This window comes from Hydrogenophaga electricum, from assembly GCF_030160815.1.
Classification (GTDB): Bacteria; Pseudomonadota; Gammaproteobacteria; order Burkholderiales; family Burkholderiaceae_C; genus Hydrogenophaga; species Hydrogenophaga electricum.
The window spans coordinates 19,888-44,008 of the sequence record NZ_BSPB01000030.1 but is presented as its reverse complement, the minus strand read 5'-3'; the positions used below and the strand labels follow the sequence as shown (position 1 = coordinate 44,008).

Genomic DNA, 24,121 nt, shown 5'->3' with positions numbered 1-24,121 from the left:
GGCTGGGCGGCCGCAGCAGCGCGCCGGTGCCGGGGCTCTGCAGGCGCTTCGGGTGCGGGTGCCGGCGGCATGGCCGGAGGTTCGACCGGCGCGGCGCCGTAGGTGCGTGGCGGCACTTCGAGGCCGGCAAACGGGGTGTACCCGGCGCTGCCGGAAGCCCCCGCCGAGGGCGACGCCGACGCGGCGGCCGGCATCTTGAGCGCATCCGCCACGTCGCCCAGGCTGAAATTCATGCTCTTGAGCGTGGCCAGCGTCATCTTCTGCACCTCCAGCGCCTGGATGGTGGCCGACAGCGCCTTGGTGTTCTGGTCGAGCCAGAAGTGCACCGCCTTGAGCTCCTCGATGCGCTTTTCCAGCTCTTCCACATTGAAGGTGGGCGCCACCCAGCTGGAGAGCTTGGGCATGCCGCCGCCCCCCAGCCCTTGTGCCACACCGCTGGCGGCCTGGCCAGCCAGGTTCTGGAGGAATTCGAAGCCCGGCACGAAGGCGCCAAAACCGCGGGTATCGCTCATGGTCGGCCTCCGTCACACCGCATCAGGAAGACCGGCATCCCCACAGGGTGCCGCGAACAGGAAGGAGCGTGGGGGGCCATGTCGTCTCCTGGAAGGGTGTCAGGTATCGGCACCATAACGCGGCGCACGACGCTCGCGCAAGGATGCCACACCTTCGCGCACATCCGGCCCGGCAAACCCCATGAATTCGAGCGCCAGCGAGGTGTCGAACGCCGGACCCGCCTGGCGCAACCAGTTGTTGAGCGAGTACTTGGTCCAGCGGATGGCGGTCTGGCTGCCTGCGGCCAGCCGGTCGGCCACGTCGTAGGCCTTGTCCAGCAGGGTGTCGTCATCGACAGCCAACGACACCAGGCCAATGCGCTCGGCCTCCTCGCCGCTGATCGGGTCGCACAGCATCAGGTAGTACTTGGCCTTGGCCATGCCGCACAGCAACGGCCAGACGATGGCGGCGTGGTCGCCCGCCGCCACGCCCAGGCGGGTGTGGCCGTCGACGATCTTCGCGCTTTTCGCCGCAATGGAAATGTCGGCCAGCAGGCCCGCCACCAGGCCCGCACCGACCGCGGGGCCGTGCATGGCGCTGACGATGGGCTTGTCGCAGTTGATGACGTTGTAGACCAGATCCCGCGCCTCCTTCCAGACGCGGGTGCGGACCTCGAAATCGGTCGCCATGTCCTGCACCAGCGCCAGATCGCCGCCGCCGGAAAAGCCCATCCCGCTGCCGCGCAGCACGGCGCAGCGCACGCTGTCGTCGCGCCCCACGTCGCGCCAGATCTCGCTCAGCTCCCAGTGGCCGTCGTGGCCGGCGGTGGGCAGCTTGCCGTTGCCACCGGGGCCGTCGGCTTTCATGCGGATGTCGAGCACCGAGGGCACACCGTCCACGGTCGGGCCGCGGCGGGTGATGTCGAGGGTCTGGTAGCGGCTGTAATCGATGGCGGGCACCGTTGTCTCTCCTTGTTTTTGCGGGACGAAAGCAACGATTCTGCGCCGAAACGCCCGCTTTTTCGCCGAGGGTTTTCTTCTCGCCAGGCGCATGGGCGTCACCCGCTTGACGCCGATCAATGCCCGGCCCAGGGTGCGGGCGCAAGATAAAACCCGTGCCCGCCTGCCGGCGGCACCCGATGCGAACCCGAGGAGAAACCATGAGCACCCCGATTTCCGACACCTACCGCCATCAACTGCAGGCCATGCGCACCGAAGTGCTGGCGCAGTTGCGTGCACAGCGCGGCGGCAAGATCGGCCGCGCCGAAGCGGCCGCGAATGCCCGCGAGACGGAAAGCGACGACTGGGCACAGGCCGACGCCGAACGCGACCTGGCCTTCGCCCTGGAGGAGCGCGAATCGGCCGAACTGATCGCCATCGACGCGGCCCTGCAACGCGTGGCCGATGGCAGCTACGGACTGTGCGTGGACTGCGGCACCTCGATCGCCACCGCGCGCCTGCACGCCAACCCGGTCGCCTTGCGTTGCGTGGCCTGCCAGGACAAGATCGAGCAGGCCAGCCGCAGCGCGCCCACGCCCGGCTACTGAGGCCCAGTGGCCGAGCCGGGCTTTTCCGCCAGGGACGAAAAACGCCCGCCCCGCGCTGATATCCTGCGCGCATGCCCGACACCCTGCTGACCACCCGAAGCCTGTTTCATTTCGCCTTCCACGTCACCGACCTGGACGAGGCCCGCCACTTTTACGGTGGCGTACTGGGCTGCACCGAAGGCCGCAGCACCGATACCTGGGTCGATTTCGACTTCTTCAGTCACCAGATCTCGCTGCACCTGGGCGAGCCTTTCAAGACCACCCGCACTGGCAAGGTCGGTGACCACATGGTGCCGATGCCGCACTTTGGCCTGGTGCTGCTGCTGACCGAGTGGCGCGCGCTGGCCGACCGCCTGACCGCCGCCGGTGTCGACTTCGTGCTGCCGCCGCAGGTGCGCTTCGAGGGCCAGCCGGGCGAGCAGTGGACCATGTTCTTCTGCGACCCTTTCGGCAACCCGATCGAGGTCAAGGGCTTCGCTTCGCTGGCGGACCTCTACGCCAGTTGAGGAGGACGGGGCGCTCGCGCCGGCAAAGAGCCGCCCCGCCGGATCGCCCCTCCTGGGAGGCAGCGGCGGAGCGTGGCGGCTTATGCCGCCAGCGGGGCGATCTTCTGGTCGATGGCGCCGAAGATGCTCTGCCCGTCCGGGCCCTTCATCTCGATGCGGATGGTGTCGCCGAACTTCATGAAGCCGGTGGACGGCTTGCCGTCGAGAATGGTTTCGATGGCGCGCTTCTCGGCGATGCACGAATAGCCCTTCGGCCAGTCCTTCTTGCCGTTGACCTCGACGCCCCGGTTGCTCACCGTGCCCGAACCCACGATGGAGCCCGCGCGCACGTTACGCGTCTTGCCAATGTGGGCGATCAGCTGGCCAAAGTGGAAGGTCATGTCGGGGCCGGCGTCGCACATGCCGACCTTGCGGCCGTTCCAGGTGCTCTGCAGCGTCAGGTTGACGCGGCCGCCCTGCCAGGCATCGCCCAGCTCATCGGGCGTGACCGCCACCGGGCTGAAGGCCGTGGCCGGTTTGCTCTGGAAGAAGCCGAAACCCTTGGCCAGCTCGGCCGGGATCAGGTTGCGCAGCGACACATCGTTGGCCAGCATCAGCAGACGCACACCGTCGATCGCCTGCTCAGGCGTGGCGCACATCGGCACGTCGCCGGTGATGACCGCAATCTCGGCCTCGAAATCGATGCCGTAGTCCTCGCTGGGCACCACCACGTCATCGTTCGGGCCGATGAAGTCGTCGCTGCCGCCCTGGTACATGAGCGGGTCTTCGTAGAAGCTGTGCGGCACTTCGCTGTTGCGCGCGGCGCGCACCAGCTCGACGTGGTTGATGTAGGCCGAGCCGTCGGCCCACTGGTAGGCACGGGGCAGCGGCGCCATGCATTGCTTCGGATCGAACGGAAACGCGTGGCGCGCCTTGCCGTTGTTCAGGGTGACGTACAGGTCTTGCAACTGGGGGGCGATGAAGTTCCAGTCGTCCAGGGCCTGCTGCAGCTTCTGGGCAATGCCCGTCGCATAATGTGCCGTGCTCAGATCGCGCGAGACCACCACCAGTTGTCCGTCGCGAGAGCCATCCTTGTAGGTGGCGAGTTTCATGCCTGTCTCCTGTTGCCGCTGAGGAAGAAACGAAAACGACGCCCGCGCATGTGACCGAGGCGCCCGTAGACCGAATCACGCATAAATGAAATTACGAATAGTGAAATCGGTTAACCTATCCGTAAGAATTGCATTCTAGTTCAAAGCCCTGATGCCTGCCAGCCCGTCTTCAACAACCCGCGCCCGCGCCAGGGCATCCGCGTCCGGTGAACAGGCTGACGACACCGAACACCTGCGGGCAGGCATCCAGTCGGTGGAGGTGGGCTTCGAGTTGCTGCGCGCCCTTTCGGACGCGCCGGGCGCCCTCATGCTGCGCGACCTGGCCGCCAGCGCCGGCATGAGTTCGGCCAAGGCCCACCGCTATCTGGTGAGTTTCCAGCGCATGGGCCTGGTGATGCAGGATCCGGTGAGCACGCGCTACGACCTCGGCCCGGCCGCGCTGCGCCTGGGCCTGGCCAGCCTGTCGCGCATCGATGCCGTCAAGCTGGCGCGCGAGCGCGTGCCGGCGTTGCTGGCCGAAACCGGCCACACGCTGGCCATCGCCGTCTGGGGCAACCAGGGGCCGACCATGGTGCATTGGGCCGAAGCCCCCCAAACCGTGCCCGTGACCCTGCGCCTGGGCGATGTGATGCCGCTGCTGACTTCGGCCACGGGGCGCTGTTTTGCCGCCTTCATGAAGCATGAGGGGCGCGATGGCGAGCGCATTCCGCCCATGATTCGCGACGAACTGGCGCGCCTCAAGAAGCTCCCGGTCAACGACTACCTGACCGATGTGCCCCGCTCCCAGGCCGATGTCCAGGCCCTGATGGACGAAACCCGCCAGCACGGCCTGTCGCGCGTGGTCAACAGCCTGCTCCAAGGCGTGGGCGGCTTCTGTGCCCCGGTGTTCGACGCACAGGGCCGTCTGGCGATGGGCATCGTGGTGCTTGGATCGGTGACCACGCTCGACACCCGCTGGGACGGTGGGCCGGCGCAGGCCTTGCTGCGCGCCACGGCCCAGTTGAGCGCCGACCTGGGGTACCGCGGCCCGGGGGCATGACCAGAGTCGGGCCATCCGCCGTGCCAGCGAGCCGCTCCCCGCTCCCGTCTCTGGCGCCCGGCCCGGGCGCTCGCACGCTGGCGCTGCTGGGCGGCGGTGTCCTGCTGGCCCATTTGTGGGGACTGGCCGGGGCACCGCTGTGGAGCTTTTCCAGCCGGAACAGCCCCAACGCCCAGGACGCCCTGCCTGCGCGCAGCGATCAGGCGAACACCCCCACCCCCGCCGCCGGCACGCCCACCACGGTGCCCACGCTCGCCCCCCTGCCTGTCGAGCGAAGCACGGTGCGCTGGATCGTGCTGCCAGAACCGCGGCCCGAACCACCGCCTCCCCCAGCGCCAGCGCCAGCGCCGCGCAAGGCCCCACCGCCACCACCGCCCGCGCCCGCCGTGGTCGAAGCCCCTGCAACCATCCCTGAACCGGAGCCGCTTCCAGAGCCCGCCGTGGCCGACGCGCCAGCGCCTCCCCCGCCCCCCGCTGTGGCCGAAGCACCGGCACCCACCCCTTCCCCGGAACCACAGACCGCCCCGCCGGCCCCCGTGGCAACGCCTTCACCCACGGCCAGCCTGCGCGCAGACAGCGCTCCCGACGCCCACAACCTGCTGCCCTCGGCGGGCAATCTGGCGAACCAGTTGGCCGGCAGCACCGAGCTGCGCTACACCGTCAGCGGCCAGAGCAAGGGCTTCCAATACCACGCTGGCAGCGTGCTGGCGTGGCAGCACGACGGCGGCAGCTACACCGCGCGCACGGAAATCAGCGCCTTTCTGGTGGGCAGCCGCCAGCAGGAAAGCACGGGCCGTATCGGCCCTGCGGGGCTGGAACCCGAACGCTTCGCCGACCGCCGCCGCAGCGAGACTGCGGCCCATTTCGACCGCACCGCAGGCCGCATCCGCTACAGCCGCAACACCCCGGACGCCCCCCTGCTGCCCGGCGCGCAGGACCGCGTGTCGGTCATTCTGCAGTTGGGCCTGCTTCTCAACGCGCGGCCCGACGCGCTGGGAACCGGGCAGATCGTGCGCCTGCCGGTGACCGACACCACATCGTCCGAAGTCTGGCAATTCGAAGTCGGGCCCGAAGAAGACCTGGCGCTGCCGGCCGGCACCGTTCGGGCCCGCAAGCTGTTGCGCAGCCCCCGCAAGGAATTCGATCAGCGCGTGGAAATCTGGCTGGCCCCGAGCCTGCGCCACCTGCCGGTGCGCATCCGGCTCACCAGCCGCAACGGCGATGTGGCGGACCAGCAGCTCACCGAACTGCCCCCGATCGCGGTCCAGCCCGAACCGCCGGCACAGCGTTGAGGCGCGGGCCACTGGTGATGGCGCAGCCCCCTGTTGGCACCGCCAAGCCCGGAAATGTGCCGAAAAACACACGCATCTTGAATCTTTGGGCGGTGGAACCATCTAAAACCCATCGGGCCTGCAGAAGGTGGGCCGTTTGCCGATATAAAAAGTACAGAGCCGCTCAGGCTCTCTTTGAAGGATTTTTCAGCCATGCACATGCTCTACGACTCAGAAGCCTTTGCCGTGGTCCATATCCTGGCCAATGCCCCGGCCGAAGGCGAGACCGCACCTGCAGGCCCGCAGATGCCACGCCACGGTTTTGAAATCGTGGACAAGCGCTCGGGCAAAGAGGTCTACCTCGATGGCTCGTGGGCCGAGCTGTTCCAGCAGCAGATCAATGCCTGGCAAAACGACATGCCGTCGCAGGAAGAGGTGGAAGACACACTCGAAGGTTATGCCACCCTGGCCCAGATGCCGGTGGTCATGCACTGAAGACGCTCCCGCGTTGCGAGCCCCTGTGCCGCCCGCAGGTGGTCAGCCACCGCCCTTTCGGCAACGGCCTCCATCGCCTTTCTTGAATGCCCGGCCCTGCCGGGCTTCGTTTTTGGGCCCCTCAGCCGGCCGATCTCGCGCACCACCACCGGTACACCGGTTCGACCAGCACCAGCACCGCCACCAGCCGGCACACCTGGAACGCCGTCACCACCGGCACGCCCAGTTGCAGCACCTTGGCGGTGATCGCCATTTCGGCAATACCACCGGGCGAGGTGCCCAGCACCAGCGTGGCCGGATGCAGGCCGGTCAGCCTCGCCAGCAGCAGCCCGAACCCCGCACACAGCAGCATCATGGCGACGGTGGCCAGCGCCACCGAGCCCAACCAGCGCGGCGCCGTGTGCACGAACGCCGGCGTGAACCGCACCCCCAGGCTCACACCGATGACCAGTTGCGCCCCCGCCGTGAGCCAGCCGGGCAGCGCCGAAAGCGTGACGCCCGTCAGCGTCACGCCCATGGTGACCACCAGCGCCCCCATGAACCAGGGGTTGGCCCGCCCGGCCCGCTGCATGGCCCAGCCCCCGACAAGCGCCAGGCCGCCCAGCCCCAGCAGGCCGGGCCAGAGCACGTCGCGCGCGGACGGCAGAGACAAGTCCAGACCGTGCACCCCCCAGGCCTGCATGGCGAAAGGCACGGCCAGCGTCACCAGCAGCACCCGCAGGCTGTGGGCCGAGGCCACCAGGTCGGTACGGGCGCCATGCCGCTCCGCCAGCAAGGTCATTTCGGAAGCCCCGCCGATCGCGCCCGCGAAATAGGTGGTGGAAAAACGCTGCGACGGACTGAGCGCGGCCATGCGCGGACCGTTCACACGCCGTAACCATGCGCCAAAACCCAGCCCCAGGGCCAGGGCCCAGACGATGCCCAGACCGATGGCCCACCACAGGCCGACCACCAGCGCCCCCACCGCCGGGGTGAAATACAGACCCAGTGCCGCGCCGATGACCCCTTGGCCGGCATTGCGCAGCGGCACCCAGCTCGTGGTCGGCAGGCCGATCACGGAGAGCACCGAGGTCGCGACCAGCGGCCCGATCATCCAGGGAATGGGGGTCTGCCACCAGACGCACAGGCGCGCCGCCGCGTACGCCAGAACCAGCGTCAGCAGCACGCGAACCAGAAAGGGCATGCCCCAGGGGCGGTGGGGCACAGGGGCGGAAGCGGTCAAGATCGGAAGGCGGCCCACGGCCTGTTCGGGCGCGGCGTGGTTGGCCGTAGTATTCCGCGCATGAATACGCGAAAAGTGCTGATGTTACTGGCCTGCGTGGCCGCGCTGGGCAGCGGCTGTGCCTCGGCACCCGATCCGTTGGCCGACGCCGGCCGCCTGGGCGGCCTGATGCCCACGCCGGTGCTGCTGCTGGGCGAACAGCACGACGCGCCCGAGCATCAGGCTCTGCAGCGCCAGACCGTCGAACGGCTGGCCCAACAGGGCGTGCTCGCGGCGGTGGTGCTGGAAATGCTGGAGCAGGGCCGGCAGACCACCGGCCTGCCCCGGGACGCCGACGAAGCCCGGGTACGCCAGGCGCTGGGCTGGGCCGACGAGGCCAACAGCGGCCACTGGCGTTGGGCGGTCTATGGCCCGGTGGTGATGGCGGCGGTGCGCGCCGACGTGCCGGTGCTGGGCGGCAACCTGCCCCGCGAACGCATGCGCCCGGCGATGAGCGACACCACGCTCGACAGCACCCTCGACCCTGCGGCCCTGCAGCAGCAGCGCGACGCCCTCCGCGAAGGCCATTGCGGCCTGTTGCCCGAGGCGCAGGTCGCGCCCATGGCCCGCATCCAGATCGCCCGCGACCGCACCATGGCCGACACGGCCCGGGGCGCCCAGCGCGCGGGAGCCACCGTGCTGCTGGTGGCGGGCAACGGCCATGTCCGGCGCGACCTGGGCGTGCCCCGGCACCTGCCGCCGGACAGCCCGTACCGGGTGATTGTTTCGCTGGCTCAGACCGACCAACCGCTCACCACTCCGGAAGCGCAGGCCGCAGACCGCGTCTGGCGCACGCCGCCGCAACCGCCCCGCGACCACTGCGCCGAGCTGCGCCAGCAAATGCGCCGCTGAGGCCTCAGCGCCCTTCGAGCGCGAAGACGATCCCCAGCACGATCAGGCCGGCCAGCACCGCGAGTGCGATCTTGACCCAGCTCTTGGGGTATTCACCGGCCACCTGGCCGGTGGCGCCGTTGACCACCACCTGGTAGTCCTTGCTGCCGTAGCGGTAGCCCACCAGCCACACCGGCAGCAACACGTGCTTGAAGGTTTGCCGGTCGAAGTGGGCGTTCACGCGCAGATTGCGGTGCGTATCAGCCCGGATGTCCTGCCCGCACAGGCGGCGGACTGCCTCCATCATGCGCTCGCGCCCCCGTTGCGCCGCAGCCACCAGGTCGAGTTGGTAGCGCTCCACCGTCCAGCCGCTGAGGTAGCCGGGGTCGTAGGCCTTGAGCCGCTCGGAAGCCGTGGGAAACGGCTCCACCGCCTGGATCAGCCGCGGATGCACCCCGCGCGAGGCGCAGACCAGTGTGTCGTCGAAAAAATGCTGCACCCGGCCCGCCACGGGAAACCAGCGCACCTGGCGCTTGCCTTCGCGGTCCTGGTAATAGGTGCCGCCTTCGGCGGTGTAGTCGGCGCTGACGTCGGCGTCGAAGGTCCAGTAAGGCAGGTAGACCCCGTGCAAGGTGTCGGTCAGCGCCTTGCTGCCCAGGTTGTTGGGGGCCCAGAACCGCGAACCGTACCACTGGCGCAGCCGGTCGCGTGCGCGCGGCTGGTCGATGTCGAACGGCAGCAGGCTCTCGGGCCGGATGACATCGTCCCCCTCCTCGAACGGCACCAGCGCCGTGGAGCCGCAGAAGTCGCACGCCTTGCCCTGCTGCGCCGACGAAAACACGCTGATGGCCTGGCAGTGCTGGCAGCGCACCGAGCGCCGCTCGTCCTGCCAACCCCGGGCGCTGGCCGGGATCGCCTGCAGCGCCGCCACCAGGTCGTGCTCGACGATCTCGCCGTCGGCGCGGATTTCGTAAGGCGACTCGGTGCCGCAATAGGCGCACACCAGAGCCTTCTTGGCCGGGCTCCACTGGGCTTCACCGCCACAGGCGGGACAGGCCAGCTTTTCCCGCGCCGAGATCTCACTCAACTGCATGCATCACCCATCACGGTCTGACGCGCCACCGCTGTGCCGAAACAGCGCCTGAGACTCACTGCAGAAACTGGTCCAGCGCGGCCTGGGTCACGCGCCACTGGGTGCCGATCTTGCGCCCCTTGAGGTTGCCGGCCTCCAGCTCCTGCAACACGTCGCTGGGCGCCACGCCCAGCACCTCGGCCACCTGCTCCGGCGTCAGCAGGGCCGGCGTGGCAGCGGCCACGGGCGCCGCCGCTGCCGCCCCCGGCACAAACCCGGGTTGGGACGGTGCCTGGGCCGCGCCCATGCCGCCCTGCAGCATGGCCTGCCCCATGGCCAGGCCGGCCGCCAGTTCGGCCCCCACACCCGCCGCCCCGGCCTTGCCTTCGGCCAGCGCGTTGCCCATGTTGTATTTGACGTAGTCGTTGAGGTCGCCGATGGCGGTCATGGCGCCCCGCTTGTCGATGGCCTGTTCCAGCTCCGGCGGCACCGAAACGTTCTCGACCACGAAAGCCGTCAGTTCCAGCCCGTACAGGTCGCGCATGGCCACGTTCAGCGGTTCCAGCAGCGCCGCGCCCAGTTCACCATAGCGGGTGGCCACGTCCAGCGCCGGCACCTTGGCCTTGGCCAGGGTTTCGCTGAAGATGCTGACGATGCGCGAACGCATCACGTCGTTGAATTCGTCCAGCCGGAAATGGTGGTCGGTGCCCGCCACTTCCTTGAGGAACTTGACCGGGTCGACGATCTTGAAGTCGTAGGTGCCGAAAGCCCGCACCCGCACCACGCCGAAATCGGCGTCGCGCATCATCACCGGGTTGGACGTGCCCCACTTGTTGCCCGTGAACACCCGGGTGATGACGTAGTAGACGTCGGCCTTGAACGGTGTCTGGAACTTGTACTTCCAGCCCAGCAGGTCGCTCAGGATCGGGATGTTCTCGGTCTTGAGCGTGTGGCGCCCGGGCCCCAGCGTGTCGGCGAACTGGCCCACATAGACAAACTGCGCCACCTGGCTCTCGCGCACGATGAGCTGGGCTTCGTTCTTGATCTGTTTGTCGTCATCCGGGAAGCGGTATGACAGGGTGTCGCGCGAGTCGTCGACCCACTCGATGACGTCGATGAACTGGCGGTTCAGAAAATCCATGAGGGCCATGTCAGGTCTCCAGAGCTGAGCACACACACACAAGACGGCGGGCGCGACCGTTCCGGTCCGTCGCCGGTAAGCAGGCCATGGTACCAACTTGCCGCCGCCCCCCGGGGGCCACAGCAGCCGTTGACGCCCTCCCGAAAAAATAGTCTCGCACGACTGCATCCAAAACGCCCAGGCCGATGACAAAGCGGGCGACGGCAGCGGCGGCGTCTGGCACATCATCCGCCCGGTCGCCCCCACAGCCTCGACCGCCCAGACCACCCACGCGTACTGAAGAAGCGCCGGTCTGGCTGCCCAAGCCGGCTTTTGCGGGCCACGAGCAATCTACGCCAAATTGCGCCCAGCGGTCTGCTGGCCCGCCCAGCCTCTGACAGGCCCGCCTGTCTCTCATCCATCCGGCATTTCATGGAAACACATCAAGAGGTCGAGGCCCTGGTCGCGCCCGCTTGGATCTGGGCAATCGCGCCGCCTTCAAAACGCTCCAAGGGCTCACGGCGGGCGTTCTGCTGGCCACCGTTGCGCAGGTACTGCAGGACCGCTCTGCCGCAGAAGATGTGGTGCAGGGCGTGTTTGCCCAGCTGTGGCAGACGGCCTCCGGAACCACCGCACCGCCGGCCAGAACGTTGGCGTGGCTGTGCGTGGTGACGCGCAACCGCGCGCCGGACCACTTGCATCGGGCGCCAGCCGCCGGGCGGTGCTGCGACAATTGCCCCACCATGAACCCATCCTACGTTCTCACCCTGTCCTGCCAGGACCGCACCGGCATCGTGCATGCGGTCTCGGGCTTCCTGCTGGAACGCGGCGGCAATATCGAGGAAGCTGCCCAGTACAACGACCACGCCACCGGGCTGTTCTTCATGCGCGTGCAGTTCACCTGCGCCCAGCTCACGCCCGACGATCTGCGCCTGCAGCTCCAGCTGTTCGCCGAGCCTTTCGGCATGCAGTGGGGCCTGCACCCGCTGGCCGCGCCGATGAAGACCGTGATCTTCGTCAGCAAGGAAGGCCACTGCCTCAACGACCTGCTGTTCCGCTGGAAGAGTGGTCTGCTGCGCCTGGACATCCGCGCCATCGTCAGCAACCACCGCGACTTCTACCAGCTCGCGGCCAGCTACAACGTGCCCTTCCACCACATCGCCGTGGGCAAGGACAGCAAGGCCCAGGCCGAAGAGCGGCAACTGGAGATCATCCGCAGCGAAGGCGCCGATCTGGTGGTGCTGGCGCGCTACATGCAGATCCTGAGCGACCGGCTGTGCCGCGAACTCTCGGGCAAGGCGATCAATATCCACCACAGCTTCCTGCCGAGCTTCAAGGGCGCCAAACCCTACTACCAGGCGCACGACCGCGGCGTGAAGCTGATCGGTGCCACCGCCCACTACGTGACGGCCGACCTGGACGAGGGCCCGATCATCGAGCAGGACGTGGCCCGCGTGGACCACACCGACACTGTGGAAGACCTGACCTCTGTGGGCCGCGACACCGAAAGCCAGGTGCTGGCCCGCGCCGTGAAGTGGCACAGCGAGCACCGCGTGCTGCTCAACGGCCACAAAACCGTGGTGTTCAAGTGAACCACACGCCCCCCGACGCGGCCCTGGCAGCGGCTTCCCGCCGAGCGGGAGGGCTGGCCGATTTCGGGGCGGGCCGGCACGCCGCACCTGAGGCGCTGCCGTGACGATCCGGATTCCGCCGATCCAGTGCCTGCTGACCTTCGAGGCGCTGGCGCGCCTGCGCAGCGTGACCCAGACCGCCGAAGAGCTGTGTGTCACCCCCAGCGCCGTCAGCCACCGCATCCGCCAGCTGGAACAGATCCTGGGCACCAAGCTCTTCGGCCGTGCGGACTTTTCCCTCACCACCGAGGGCATCGAGTACCTGGCCCATGTGCGCGAAGGCCTGGCCATCCTGCAGAAATTTCCCAGCGGAGCGGCCTCGCCGGGCCGGCGCAAGCTGCGCCTGGCGGTGACGCCGACCTTTGCCCGCTCGGTGCTGCTGCCGCGCCTGCGCCAATTCACCGATGCCTACCCGGAAATCGACCTCACGCTGCAGGTGAGCATCCCGCTGCTGGACGTGGTGGCCGAAGACGCCGACCTCACCGTGCGCTTTGGCACCGGGCGCTACGCCGACGTGGAACACCTGTGCCTGATGAAGGACGAGGTCACGCCCCTGGCATCACCGGTGTTCGCGCGCGAGCAGGGCCCGTTTGACGACGCCACCGACCTCGAAGGCCTGCCGCTGCTGCGCAGCCCGCTGGAGCCCTGGCGCACCTGGTTCGCCGCGCACGACCTGGACTGGCCAGAACCCGTCGACGGTTCGCAGTTCAACGACATCGGCCTGATGTGCGACGCCGCCGCCGCCGGGATGGGCGTGGCGCTGGTGCGCCTCAAGCTGGCCCAGCCCTGGCTGGAGAACGGCACGCTGGTGCCGCTCTATCCCCGGCACGTCCCCAGCCCGCATGCCCATTACCTGTGCTGGCGCGCCGGCACGATGGACCGCTGGGAGTGCGCCGCCTTTGCCGAGTGGCTCAAAAATTCTCTGAGCTGAAGCCTCGCGGCGCGGGGGTTATTCGATGCTGAGGCGCTGGCCGGCCAGTGCCACCTTCTTCGGCAGCGTCAGCGCCAGCACACCGTTCTCGTACTTCGCCTTTGCCCGCTCATTGTCGATGTCGGTCGCCAGCTGGAAGCTGCGGGCGACGGCGCCGTAATAGCGTTCGGTGCGCAGCACCTTCTCGTCCTGGGCCTGGCTGTCCTGCTGCTTGACTTCGGCACGCAGTGTCACCACGCTGCCTTCGACCGTGACATGGATGTCTTCCTTGGCCACGCCCGGCACCTCCGCCACCACGGTGTAGGCAGACGGGGTTTCCTTGACGTCGATCTTGATCTGCGACGGCGAGGGCAGCGAATCGCCATGCAGCGGGCGGACATAAAAGCCGGGGGCGACGTCCTTGAAGAAGTCGTCGAAGAGGCCGGAACGGGCAATCAGAGGGTTCATGTTGGACTCCTGAAAACGGTGGGTGGGTTTGGGGGCTGGTTCGGTCCCGCCCCGTGCTCTCCAGATAGCAACCGACAGCGGTTTTTCAAGACCCGGCAGGCACCCGCGCGCACAACCGCGTTCAAACGACGCTGCAAGTTTCTTCAATGCGCCCACCGGCTTCCGCCCGTACACTGCCGCGCATGAACGCTGCCGCCGCCCCTGCCGAAGTCACCCGCGCCGAGCGCGCCGCCCGCCAGGCCGAGGTGGTGCGCGCGCTCCAGGCCGTGCTGCCCGCCCACGCGCTGCTCTGGCAACCCGAGGACACCGTGCCCTACGAGTGCGACGGCCTGACCGCCTACCGCGAACGGCCGCTGGTGGTGGCCCTTCCGGAAACCGAAAACCAGGTCGCGGCCGTGCTCCGGACCTGCCACGCGCTGGCCGTGCCGGTGGTGGCCCGGGGCGCCGGTACCGGCCTGTCGGGCGGCGCCATGCCGCACGCGCTGGGCGTGACGATGTCGCTGGCCAAATTCAACCGGATCCTGTCGATCGATCCCCGTTCGCGCACCGCTGTCGTGCAAGCCGGCGTGCGCAATCTGGCCATCAGCGAGGCGGCCGCGCCGCACGGCCTGTACTACGCACCCGACCCCAGCAGCCAGATCGCCTGCACCATCGGCGGCAACGTGGCCGAAAACTCCGGTGGCGTGCACTGCCTGAAGTACGGCCTGACCGTGCACAACGTGCTGCAGGTGCGCGGCTTCACCGTGGAGGGCGAGCCCGTGACCTTCGGCGGCACCGCGCTCGACACGCCTGGCCTGGACCTGCTGTCGCTGGTGATCGGCAGCGAAGGCATGCTGGCGGTGACCACCGAAGTCACCGTCAAGCTGGTGCCCAAGCCCCTGCTGGCGCGCTGCATCATGGCCAGCTTCGACGACATCCAGAAGGCGGGCGACGCGGTGGCTTCGGTCATCGCGGCCGGCATCATCCCGGCAGGTCTGGAGATGATGGACAAGCCCATGACCGCCGCGGTCGAAGACTTCGTCAAGGCCGGCTACGACCTGAACGCGGAGGCCATCCTGCTGTGCGAAAGCGACGGCACGCCCGAAGAGGTGGAAGAGGAAATCGGCCGCATGAGCGCGGTGCTGCGCGGCTGCGGCGCCACCGCCATCGCGGTGAGCAAGGACGAGGCCGAGCGCCTGCGCTTCTGGAGCGGCCGCAAGAACGCCTTCCCGGCGTCGGGCCGCATCAGCCCCGACTACATGTGCATGGACTCGACCATTCCGCGCAAACGCCTGGCCGACATCCTGATCGCCATCGGCCAGATGGAACAGAAGTACGGCCTGCGCTGCGCCAACGTCTTCCACGCCGGCGACGGCAACCTGCACCCGCTGATCCTGTTCGATGCCAACGATCCCGACCAGCTCCACCGCTGCGAACTGTTCGGCGCCGACATCCTGGAAACCAGCGTCGCCATGGGCGGTACCGTCACGGGTGAACACGGCGTCGGCGTGGAAAAGCTCAACAGCATGTGCGTGCAGTTCAGCGCCGAAGAAAACCGGCTGATGTTCGCCGTCAAGCACGCCTTTGATACCAAAGAACTACTCAACCCTGGCAAGGTGATTCCGACCACGCACCGCTGCGCCGAATACGGCAAGATGCTCGTGCGCGGCGGGCAGTTGGCGTTTCCAGAACTGCCCCGTTTCTGACGGCTAAATCCGAGAGACCCCGTTCCGACGCTGGGGTACAGTTGGCGCGATGAGCGCGCTGTACCCTCTCTACGGTGGCCCTGCCGCCAAGGCCGGAGACGTTCCTGCGTCCGCCCGGGAGGCTGCGCTCCTGCAGGAAATCGAAGCCCTGCGGCACGAAAACCAGTTGCTGCGCCAGCAGTACGCCCGCCAGCTCGCCCCCGAAACACCCGATGCCGACCTGCCGGTCGTGGGCCTGGGCGTCAAGCCGGCCTCGCAGGCACAGCTGGAGTACGAAGCCCTGTTTTCGGCCCTGGCCAGCGTCTTTCCCATCGGGGTTTTCCGCACCGACGCGGTCGGCATGCTCACGCACGTGGACGAATCCCTGTGCCGCATCTTCGCGCTGGAGGCCACCGATTTCCCCAATTTCGGCTGGTTCGCCCGCCTGCACCCCGACGACGTGGACCAGGTGCGGGCGCACTGGGCCAAGGGCATTGGCCAGGGCGAAAGCCTGAATGTGGAGTTCCGGATCCAGCGGCCGGACAACGACATCGGCCACGTGCTGGTGCGCAACGTACCGCAGCGCGACGCCCGGGGACAGCTGTTTGGCCACCTGGGCTTCGTGCAGGACGTTTCGCGGCTGCGCACGCTGGAGGCCGACGCCCAGATCAAGGACCAGCTCAACCGGCAGATCATCGCCAGCAGCCCCGACTGCACCAAGGTGCTGGATCTGGATGCGCGCTTGCTCCAGATGACCCAGCAGGGCTGCAAACTGGTCGAGGTCGACGATTTTGAACAGGTCCGCGGATCCGACTGGACCACCTGGTGGCCCGACGATGGCCACGACGTCGCCCTGGATGCGGTGAAACGCGCCCGCCGCGGCGAACATGCGCGGTTCTTCGGCTTCGCGCCCACGTTCAAGGGGCGCGGCAAATGGTGGGACACGCTGATTTCCCCCATCCTCGATGCCAACGGTTCGCCGGTCATGCTGCTGGCCGTCTCGCGCGACGTGACCGAGCAGCACGAGCGCCAGGACGAGGTGCGCCGCCTCAATGCCGAACTGGAACAGCGCGTCAAGGAGCGGACCGAAGAGTTGGCCCTCGCCAACGAACGCCTGCAGACCACCCTGTCGGAAGCCCGCGCACTCTACGACCACGCACCCTGCGGCTACTACTCGCTGGACATGCACGGCGTGGTTCAGATGATGAACCAGACCGCACTGAACTGGCTCGGGCGCACCCGGGAAGAGGTGGAGGGCAAACTCTGTGCGCACGATCTGGTGCAGCCGGAATACCTGGCACAGCAAGAGGCGCGGCGCGAACAGCTGATGCGCACGGGCCGGCTCGACCCCGAAGAAGTCAGCCTCAAACTGCCGGATGGACGCCCGTTCGTGGCCCTGGCTTCCAGCACCGCCGTTTACGATGAGAACGGCCAGTTCCTGCGCACCAACAGCACCTTGCTGGACATCACCGCCCGCAAGGCAGCCGAAGCGGCCCTGCACGCCCAGCGCAGCTTTCTGCAAGCGGTGACCAACACGGTGCCGGTCCAGCTCGCCTTTTTCGATCGCGAACTGAGCTGCCGCTTTGCCAACGCGGCGTACGCGCGCTGGACCGGCGGTTCACCCGACGATCTGGTGGGCATGCACCTGAGCCAGATCGCTCCGGCGCGCGACTACGAGCCCGCACGGGAACGCCTGGCAGCCGCCCTGCGGGGCGAATCGCAGCGTTTCGAAGGCGAACGCACTTTCCCCGACGGCCACCGCTTCTACGCCAGCGTCGAATACACCCCGTACCGCCAGGACGGCGAGGTCCAGGGGCTGATCATCCAGATGCTGGACATCACCGAGCGCAAAGCCTCGGAAGACAGCGTGCAGCGCATCAACCGGCAGTTGCACGAGGCGCTGTCCCTGTCGCAGGCGCTCTATGACCACGCCCCCTGCGGCTACCACTCGCTGGACCGGAACGGGGTCTTCGTCTCGATCAACGACACCGAACTGGGCTGGCTGGGCTACACCCGCGAAGAAGTCATCGGCCGGCTGTCCTTCCGTGACATCGTGCTTCCGGAGCGTGCGACCCTGCTGGCAGACCGCCTGCAGCGGCTGATTGCCGGTGTCCCGGTGGAAAACGTCGAATACGCGGTCCGCCGCAAAGACGGCAGCATCTTTCACGCGCTGCTGTCCTCGTCGGCCGTTCGCGACCTGCAAGGCGAATTCCTGCGCAGCAACACCACGGTGGTCGACATCTCCGCACGCAAGGCCGCCGAGGCGGCGCTGCGTGACCAGCAGCGCTTCATGCAGACGATCACCGACCACGTCCCGGGGTTGATCGCCTACCTGGACGCATCCCTGCGCTTCCGTTTTGCCAACCTTGAGCACCACCGATTGCTGGGCCTGGATCCCGAAAAGATCACCGGCCTGCACATCAGCCAGTGCGTGTCGCCCACCGTCTGGCAGGAGGTCGAACCCCGGCTGAAAGCGGCGCTGCGGGGCGAGCCCCAGCATTTCGAGACCTGGCGCACCACGGTCGACGGCGCGCCGATGTTCATCCGTGCGTCCTACCTGCCCGACCTGCACAAGGACGCCGTGCAAGGGGTGTTCATCCAGCTGATCGACATCACCGCCCGCAAACAGGTCGAAGAGCGCGTCAAACACCTGAACATCGAACTCGAGACCCGCATCCGCGAGCGCTCGGCCGAGTTGCTGGAGAGCGAACAACGCTTCCGGCTGATGGTGGACAACCTGCGCGAGTACTGCATCTTTTTCCTCGATGCCCAGGGCCGCATCACCGACTGGACCGACAGCGCCCAGCGCATGGAAGGCTATTCCCCGACCGAAGTCGTCGGCCGCCACTATTCGGTGCTGTTTCGCGGCACCATCCCCGAGGCGTCCCACGCCAAGGCCGAACAGATGCTGCGCCTGGCGGCTTCGCGCGGACAGCACGAGCTCCAGAGCTGGCACGAGCGCAAGGACGGCACCCGCTACTTTTCGCACTCCCTGCTGATCGCCTTGCGGGACGACAGTGGCGAGTTGCAGGGCTTCGCCCGGATCAACCGCGACATGACGGACGCCAAGCGCCTGGACGACCTCATGCGCAACATCAACGACGAGCTGGAAAACCGCGTGGCCGAACGCACCGAGCAACTGCTGGCGGCCAACAAGGAGCTCGAATCGTTCTCCTACTCGGTCTCCCACGACCTGCGCTCGCCCCTGCGCCACATCTCCAGCTTCGTCAGCCTGCTGGAAGAGCATCTGCACGGGCGCACCGACGAGGCCACCCGCAAGTACCTGAACACCATCGCCAACTCGGCGCGCCACATGAGCCAGCTGATCGATGGTTTGCTGGCGTTCTCCCGGCTCGGCCGTGCGGCGGTGAACATGACCTCGGTCGACTTTGCCTTGCTGGTGGACGCCGTGGTGGCGCAGCTCGCCCACGACACGGAGGGTCGCACCATCGAATGGGTGATCGCCCCCGACCTGCCGGTCGTGCAGGGCGACGGCCTGCTGCTGCGCGAAGTCTGGGCCAATCTGTTGGGCAATGCCTACAAATACACCCGTCCCCGCGCCTGCGCCCGCATCGAAATCGGCTGGAGCGTTGATCCAGCCGTCGGCTACACCTTTTATGTCCGTGACAACGGCGTGGGCTTTGATACAAAATACTCACAGAAACTGTTTGGCGTGTTCCAGCGTCTGCATCGCGCGTCGGAATTCGAGGGAACGGGCATCGGATTGGCCCTGACCCGTCGCATCATCGAGCGTCACGGTGGCAGCATCTGGGCGGAGAGTCGTCTCGGGGAAGGCAGCGTGTTCCACTTTTCGTTGCCCTTCGAGAGCGCCCCTTCTTCGGACAGCGCACCAGACTCATTCCTTGCCTCCCTGTGACCATGAACCATCACGCAGAAGCCATCCTGCTCGTCGAAGACAACCCCGACGACGCCGAACTGACCAAGCTGGCCTTGGCGCGCTATGGTCTGGACCACCGGGTCACGCACGTGTCCGATGGCATGCAGGCGCTGGACTACCTGCACCGGCGCGACCACTTCAGCGGACGGCCCGTGGGCGACCCGATCCTGGTGCTGCTGGACCTGAAGATGCCGCTGCTTGATGGCATCGGCGTGCTCAAGGAAATCAAGGGTTCGGACACGCTGCACAACATTCCGGTGGTCGTGCTCACATCCTCCACCGAGCCCAGCGACCTGCAGCGCGCCTATGACGCCGGCACCAACGCCTACATCGCCAAGCCGACCGAATTCGCGCAGTTTCTCAACGCAATGAAACACGTCTGCGAGTTCTGGGTGAACGTCAACCAGACCGCCCCGCCCTCAGGGGGCACCGGGGTGCGCAACACCGGCTACGGCGATCTGGTCTGATAGCGCGCCCCGCGCGCAACCGGCTCAGCCTGCGGCCAGCAGCGTCACATTGCCCCCCGCCGCGGTGGTGTTGATGGTCAGCGTCTGTTCGGCGCAAAAGCGCAACAGATAATTGGGCCCGCCGGCCTTGGGTCCGGTGCCGCTGAGGCCTTCGCCGCCGAAGGGCTGAACGCCCACCACGGCGCCGATCATGTTGCGGTTGACATAAACGTTGCCCACCCGCGCCGCCGCGGCCAGCGCCTGCGCGCGGCTGTCGATGCGGGTCTGGATGCCCAGCGTCAGGCCATAGCCCAGCGCGTTGATCTGGCGGATCACGTCCATCGGCTCACCGCGCCAGCGCACCACCTGCAGCACCGGGCCGAAGATTTCAGCGGTCACGTCGGCAATGGCGTTCACTTCAAACATCTGGGGCGCAACCAAATTGGGCAGCACAGGCACCGCATCGGTACTGGGCAGCAGCGCCTGGGCGCTTCCGTGGAGACGGAGCAGGTGGCGCTGGATGTTGTCGAAGGCCTCGGCATCGATCACCGGCCCAAGGTCGGTCGCCAACTGCGACGGATCGCCGGCCACGAGTTCCTTCGCCGCGCCCTGGATCATCTCGATCACGCCGTCGGCGATCGCCTCGTGCACGCACAGCAGACGCAGCGCCGAGCAGCGTTGCCCGGCACTGCGGAAGGCGCTCTGCACCACCGCGTCGGCCACCTGCTCGGGCAAGGCCGTGCTGTCGACCAGCATGGCGTTGATGCCGCCGGTTTCGGCGATCAGCGGCACGATGGCCCCGTCCTTGGCCGCCAACGCGCGCTGGATGATCTTGGCGACCTGGGTGGAGCCCGTGAACACCACGCCGGCCACGCCGGGTGCGGCCACCAGCGCGGCGCCCACCGTCTCGCCCGGGCCATGCAACAGCTGCAGCGCGTCTGGCGGGATGCCGGCGGCGTGCAGCAGTTTGACGGCTTCGAGCGCCACCGCCGGCGTCTGCTCGGCCGGCTTGGCCAACACGGTGTTGCCGGTGGCCAGCGCCGCCGCAACTTGGCCCACGAAGATCGCCAGCGGGAAGTTCCAGGGGCTGATGCAGACCCAGGCGCCGCGGCCTTCGAGGCGCAGCGTGTTGCTCTCGCCCGTGGGGCCTGGCAAGGTCTGTGGCGGCATCACGCGCTCGGCCTCGTTGGCGTAGTAGCGCAGAAAGTCCACCGCCTCGCGCACCTCGGACACGGCGTCGCCCCAGGTCTTGTGCGCCTCTTTGACCAGCAGGGCGCCAAAGCGCGGCAGCGCAGCGTCCAGCGTGTCGGCGGCGAAGCGCAGCACGGCGGCACGCTGCGCCACCGGCGTGTGGTTCCAGGCCGCGAAGGCGCTGATGGCACGTGCCACCGCGTCGGTTGCCTGATCGGCCTTGGCCTCAGGCACCACAGGCACGGTGCAGGCCGCGTGCGCCGCCAGCAGTTCGTCGCGCTGGACGACCACGGCCAGGTCGCGGCCACTGCTGTTGGCCCGCGCCGCACCGTACAGCTCCGGCGGCAGCGGCAGTGAACCGTCCGGCTCCAGCCGCAGCGGCGAGATCAGCAATTCGTCCATGCCCACCGACTCGTCGGCCAACTGGTGCACGAAAGACGAATTGGCGCCGTTCTCCAGCAAGCGGCGCACCAGATAGGCCAGCAGGTCGCGGTGCGCGCCCACCGGGGCGTAGACGCGACAGCTCACCAGCGGGTTCTTGAGGACCTCGCGGTAGATGCCTTCGCCCATGCCGTGCAGGCGCTGCAGTTCGAACGGCACCCCTTTGCGCGAGGCCATTTGCAGGATGGCCGCGATGGTGCCGGCGTTGTGGGTGGCGAACTGCGGAAAAATCGCGTCGGGAGCCCCCAGCAGTGCCTGGGCGCACGCCAGGTAGCTCACGTCGGTATGGTGCTTGTGGGTGAACACCGGGTAGGCCGGCAAACCCTGTTCCTGCGCGCGCTTGATCTCGGCGTCCCAATAGGCTCCCTTGACCAGCCGGCACATGAAGCGGATCCGGTATTGCCGGGCCAGCGAAGCCACGTGATCAATCAGCTCCACCGCACGCGTCTGGTAAGCCTGCATCGCCAGGCCCAGGCCAGGCCACTGCGGGCAGTGTTGGGCCACACGCGCCGCCAGCGCCTCGAACACCTCCAGCGACAGTTCGAGCCGGTCGACCTCTTCGGCGTCGATGGTCAGGTTGAGGTTGGCCGCAGCCGCAGCCTGGCACAAGGACCACACGCGCGGCACCAATTCGGCCATCACGCGACCGTGTTGCGCGTCTTCATAGCGAGGGTGCAAGGCGCTGAGCTTGATCGAGATGCCGTCGTTCTGCGACGGATGGCGTGCGGGATCGGCCCCCTTCGCGATCGCCGCGATGGCGTCCGCGTAACTGGCCTGGTAGCGCAGCGCGTCGGCCGCGGTGCGCGCGCCTTCTCCCAGCATGTCGTAGCTGAACCAGAGCCCCCCTGCGCCACCGGTGCGTGGGTCGCTGCTCCCCGCAAACGCCTGTTCCGCCTTGGCACGGCCCGGCAGCACCCGCAGGTTTGCCTGATTCTTGCGCGCAGCCGCGGCCTCCTTCATGCCCTCGGCGATGGTCTGGCCCAGCACGAACTGCCGGCCCAGCAACTGCACGGCCCGCAGCGTGGCCGCCACCACGGTACGCGCGCCCAGCTTGGCCATCAGGCCGGGTTCGTGGCCGGACTCGGGCAGGAAGTGTTTGGACAAGGCGATGGCGCTGGACGAGAGCCGCGCCAGCGCCGAGACCTGCCCCCCTCCCCTGGTTTCGCCAGGCTGCCCAAGAAGGCCCGCGCCAACAGGGGCCGGCCCGGCGGTGGCGTGCGCCGCACCGTCGAAATCCGCCCGGCCCAGTTGATCTGCGGTCAGCGCGATGGCGGTTTCGACATCGGGTACCCGCAGCAGCGCCTCGGCCAGGCGCATCAGCGCCAGCCCTTCGGCGCTGGAGATCGGGTACTCCTTGAGCAGGCTTTCCATGGCCCAGAAAGGCGGCGGGTTCTCGCGCACCGCCCGCACCCAGGGCGCGGCCGCCTGGGCCACCGCCGCCCAGTCCAGCGCCCCCTGCAAGGCAGCCAGGCGCTGGGCCACGGTCTCGGCTTCGGGCCGGTAGGGAAAAGGCAGTCGGTCGATGCGGCGAGGCATGGGGGTTCTCCGGAGCGGGATGGAACAGCGAATACCGACAGTCTGATGACCCCATCAATGAATTTTTCGCTGTTTTTTTAGTTGGGACAGGATAATTCACCACCCATGATTGACCACACCCCAGAAATTGACCGCATCGACCTACGCATCCTGAAAGTTCTCCAGGCTGACGGGCGGATCTCGAACCTCAAGCTGGCCGAGGCCGTGGCGCTGTCGCCCACCGCCGTGCTGGCACGCACCCAACGCCTGCAGCGCGACGGCTACATCCTGGGTTACGAGGCGCGGCTGAACCCGCTCCAGCTCGGACGCGGCATGCTGGTCTTCGTCGAGGTGTTGCTCGACCGCACCACCCCCAACGTGTTCAACGAATTCAAAGCGGCGATTCAGGTCCGCGACGAAATCATGGAGTGCCACATGGTGGCCGGCGGCTTCGACTACCTGCTCAAGACCCGCATGGCCGACATGGCCGCCTACCGCGACTTCGCCGGCCGGGTGCTGTGGGAACTGCCGGGTGTGCGCGAGACGCGCACCTATGCGGTGATGGAAGAGGTGAAGAACAGCAGCCGGCTGCCGCTCTGAGCCCCCCAACCGGGGGGTAGGCACGCACCGGAGGGCAAGACACAATGCGGTCTTTCCTTTCGCCGATTCATGGAGAACCCGATGCGCCTTTCCCTGCTCCGCCGGAGCCTGCCCGTGCTGACCTTGCTGTCCGCCACCGCCATGGCCCAGACCACCAAACCCGGTCTGTGGGAAATCCAGTCCAAGGTCGGCGGCAACCCCGAAGTGGACCAGGCCATGGCCCAGATGCGCCAGCAACTGGCCAGCCTGCCCCCGGCGCAACGCAAGCAGATGGAAGACATGATGGCCTCGCAGGGGCTGAAGATCGGGCAAGGGGCCGGCGGCGCCATGGCCATGCAGATCTGCATCACACCCGAAATGGCCGCACGCAACGATCTGCCCACGCAGGCCGAAGGCGACTGCACCACCAAGATCCACTCCCGCACCGGCAACACGGTCAAGCTCAGCTTCGCCTGCAAGGACCCGCAGTCATCGGGCGAAGGCACCTACACCTTCCGTGGCGATACCGGCTACGACATGAAGATGCAGGTCAAGACCGCGCAAGCCGGCAAGACCATGAACACCACCGTGGAAGGCACGGGCCGCTGGCTCAACGCCCAGTGCGGCAACATCAAGCCGGTGGTGCGCTGAGCT

21 protein-coding genes and 1 pseudogene are annotated in these 24,121 nt (G+C 67.6%); 14 read left to right on the top strand and 8 right to left on the bottom strand.

Annotated elements, in window-relative coordinates:
- The coding region (locus tag QQK43_RS15880; protein WP_348533542.1) for a PhaM family polyhydroxyalkanoate granule multifunctional regulatory protein at window positions 1-512 on the bottom strand (512 nt) is incomplete at its 3' end.
- A gap of 99 nt (window positions 513-611) precedes the next feature.
- Complete coding sequence (locus QQK43_RS15875) at window positions 612-1,442, bottom strand: enoyl-CoA hydratase/isomerase family protein (protein ID WP_234264527.1); 831 nt, start codon at window positions 1,440-1,442, stop codon at window positions 612-614.
- A 209-nt stretch (window positions 1,443-1,651) separates the two neighbouring features.
- On the opposite strand from QQK43_RS15875, the gene QQK43_RS15870 reads away from it, so the two are divergent.
- Together QQK43_RS15870 and QQK43_RS15865 are read left to right on the top strand one after the other, a co-directional pair.
- The gene (locus QQK43_RS15870; RefSeq protein WP_234264411.1) at window positions 1,652-2,038 is read left to right on the top strand and encodes a TraR/DksA family transcriptional regulator; all 387 of its coding nucleotides are present in this window, start codon (window positions 1,652-1,654) and stop codon (window positions 2,036-2,038) included.
- 71 nt (window positions 2,039-2,109) lie between these two features.
- Complete coding sequence (locus QQK43_RS15865; protein ID WP_234264410.1) at window positions 2,110-2,544, top strand: VOC family protein; 435 nt, start codon at window positions 2,110-2,112, stop codon at window positions 2,542-2,544.
- An 80-nt stretch (window positions 2,545-2,624) separates the two neighbouring features.
- Here QQK43_RS15865 and QQK43_RS15860 read toward each other — a convergent pair whose 3' ends face one another.
- A complete protein-coding gene (locus QQK43_RS15860) occupies window positions 2,625-3,635 on the bottom strand; it encodes a fumarylacetoacetate hydrolase family protein (RefSeq protein ID WP_234264409.1) in 1,011 nt (336 codons plus the stop codon).
- Window positions 3,636-3,786: 151 nt separating this feature from the next.
- Here QQK43_RS15860 and QQK43_RS15855 point away from each other — a divergent pair, with 151 nt between their 5' ends.
- The 3 genes from QQK43_RS15855 (at window position 3,787) to QQK43_RS15845 (ending at window position 6,440) form a co-directional block, all read left to right on the top strand.
- On the top strand, window positions 3,787-4,674 hold the full coding sequence (locus QQK43_RS15855; protein WP_234264408.1) for an IclR family transcriptional regulator: 888 nt from the start codon (window positions 3,787-3,789) through the stop codon (window positions 4,672-4,674).
- 536 nt (window positions 4,675-5,210) lie between these two features.
- Window positions 5,211-5,966 carry a DUF3108 domain-containing protein gene (locus QQK43_RS15850; protein WP_234264407.1) on the top strand — a complete coding sequence of 252 codons (756 nt, stop codon included), beginning with the start codon at window positions 5,211-5,213 and terminating at the stop codon, window positions 5,964-5,966.
- Between the two features lie 192 nt (window positions 5,967-6,158).
- Window positions 6,159-6,440, top strand: coding sequence for a BTH_I0359 family protein (locus tag QQK43_RS15845; RefSeq protein ID WP_234264406.1), 282 nt, complete (start codon window positions 6,159-6,161; stop codon window positions 6,438-6,440).
- Between the two features lie 121 nt (window positions 6,441-6,561).
- Here QQK43_RS15845 and QQK43_RS15840 read toward each other — a convergent pair whose 3' ends face one another.
- Entirely contained in the window at window positions 6,562-7,623 is a 1,062-nt protein-coding gene (locus QQK43_RS15840; protein ID WP_284308510.1) for an AbrB family transcriptional regulator, read from the bottom strand.
- Window positions 7,624-7,722: 99 nt separating this feature from the next.
- On the opposite strand from QQK43_RS15840, the gene QQK43_RS15835 reads away from it, so the two are divergent.
- On the top strand, window positions 7,723-8,553 hold the full coding sequence (locus tag QQK43_RS15835; RefSeq protein WP_284308508.1) for a ChaN family lipoprotein: 831 nt from the start codon (window positions 7,723-7,725) through the stop codon (window positions 8,551-8,553).
- A gap of 4 nt (window positions 8,554-8,557) precedes the next feature.
- On the opposite strand, the gene QQK43_RS15830 is transcribed toward QQK43_RS15835, so the two are convergent.
- Window positions 8,558-9,625 (bottom strand): zinc ribbon domain-containing protein, encoded by a 1,068-nt coding sequence (locus tag QQK43_RS15830; protein ID WP_234264404.1) that lies wholly within the window; start codon window positions 9,623-9,625, stop codon window positions 8,558-8,560.
- Window positions 9,626-9,680: 55 nt separating this feature from the next.
- Window positions 9,681-10,754, bottom strand: a complete 1,074-nt coding sequence (locus tag QQK43_RS15825; RefSeq protein WP_234264403.1) for an SPFH and helix-turn-helix domain-containing protein — start codon at window positions 10,752-10,754, stop codon at window positions 9,681-9,683.
- A gap of 443 nt (window positions 10,755-11,197) precedes the next feature.
- Between QQK43_RS15825 and QQK43_RS23475 the strand changes: the two are divergent.
- From QQK43_RS23475 to QQK43_RS15815, 3 genes and pseudogenes are all read left to right on the top strand, one after another.
- Window positions 11,198-11,416 (top strand): annotated as a pseudogene (locus QQK43_RS23475) (sigma factor); the annotation flags it as partial.
- Window positions 11,417-11,467: 51 nt separating this feature from the next.
- Window positions 11,468-12,316 (top strand): formyltetrahydrofolate deformylase, encoded by an 849-nt coding sequence (gene purU / locus QQK43_RS15820; protein WP_234264402.1) that lies wholly within the window; start codon window positions 11,468-11,470, stop codon window positions 12,314-12,316.
- A gap of 100 nt (window positions 12,317-12,416) precedes the next feature.
- Entirely contained in the window at window positions 12,417-13,286 is an 870-nt protein-coding gene (locus tag QQK43_RS15815; RefSeq protein WP_234264401.1) for a LysR substrate-binding domain-containing protein, read from the top strand.
- A gap of 18 nt (window positions 13,287-13,304) precedes the next feature.
- On the opposite strand, the gene QQK43_RS15810 is transcribed toward QQK43_RS15815, so the two are convergent.
- A complete protein-coding gene (locus tag QQK43_RS15810) occupies window positions 13,305-13,733 on the bottom strand; it encodes an Hsp20/alpha crystallin family protein (protein ID WP_234264400.1) in 429 nt (142 codons plus the stop codon).
- Between the two features lie 182 nt (window positions 13,734-13,915).
- Here QQK43_RS15810 and QQK43_RS15805 point away from each other — a divergent pair, with 182 nt between their 5' ends.
- From QQK43_RS15805 to QQK43_RS15795, 3 genes are read left to right on the top strand one after another with little or no spacing between them, the layout of a single operon-like run.
- On the top strand, window positions 13,916-15,418 hold the full coding sequence (locus QQK43_RS15805; RefSeq protein WP_284308505.1) for an FAD-linked oxidase C-terminal domain-containing protein: 1,503 nt from the start codon (window positions 13,916-13,918) through the stop codon (window positions 15,416-15,418).
- A gap of 49 nt (window positions 15,419-15,467) precedes the next feature.
- The gene (locus QQK43_RS15800) at window positions 15,468-19,274 is read left to right on the top strand and encodes a PAS domain-containing sensor histidine kinase (protein WP_284308504.1); all 3,807 of its coding nucleotides are present in this window, start codon (window positions 15,468-15,470) and stop codon (window positions 19,272-19,274) included.
- A 2-nt stretch (window positions 19,275-19,276) separates the two neighbouring features.
- Window positions 19,277-19,762 (top strand): response regulator, encoded by a 486-nt coding sequence (locus QQK43_RS15795; protein WP_234264397.1) that lies wholly within the window; start codon window positions 19,277-19,279, stop codon window positions 19,760-19,762.
- Between the two features lie 24 nt (window positions 19,763-19,786).
- On the opposite strand, the gene QQK43_RS15790 is transcribed toward QQK43_RS15795, so the two are convergent.
- Entirely contained in the window at window positions 19,787-22,909 is a 3,123-nt protein-coding gene (locus QQK43_RS15790) for an L-glutamate gamma-semialdehyde dehydrogenase (protein WP_284308503.1), read from the bottom strand.
- A 105-nt stretch (window positions 22,910-23,014) separates the two neighbouring features.
- Between QQK43_RS15790 and QQK43_RS15785 the strand changes: the two genes are divergently transcribed.
- Entirely contained in the window at window positions 23,015-23,488 is a 474-nt protein-coding gene (locus QQK43_RS15785) for an Lrp/AsnC ligand binding domain-containing protein (protein ID WP_284308502.1), read from the top strand.
- A gap of 81 nt (window positions 23,489-23,569) precedes the next feature.
- Window positions 23,570-24,118: a DUF3617 domain-containing protein gene (locus QQK43_RS15780; RefSeq protein ID WP_284308501.1), complete on the top strand. Its 549-nt coding sequence runs from the start codon at window positions 23,570-23,572 to the stop codon at window positions 24,116-24,118.
- Window positions 24,119-24,121 lie beyond the last annotated feature (3 nt).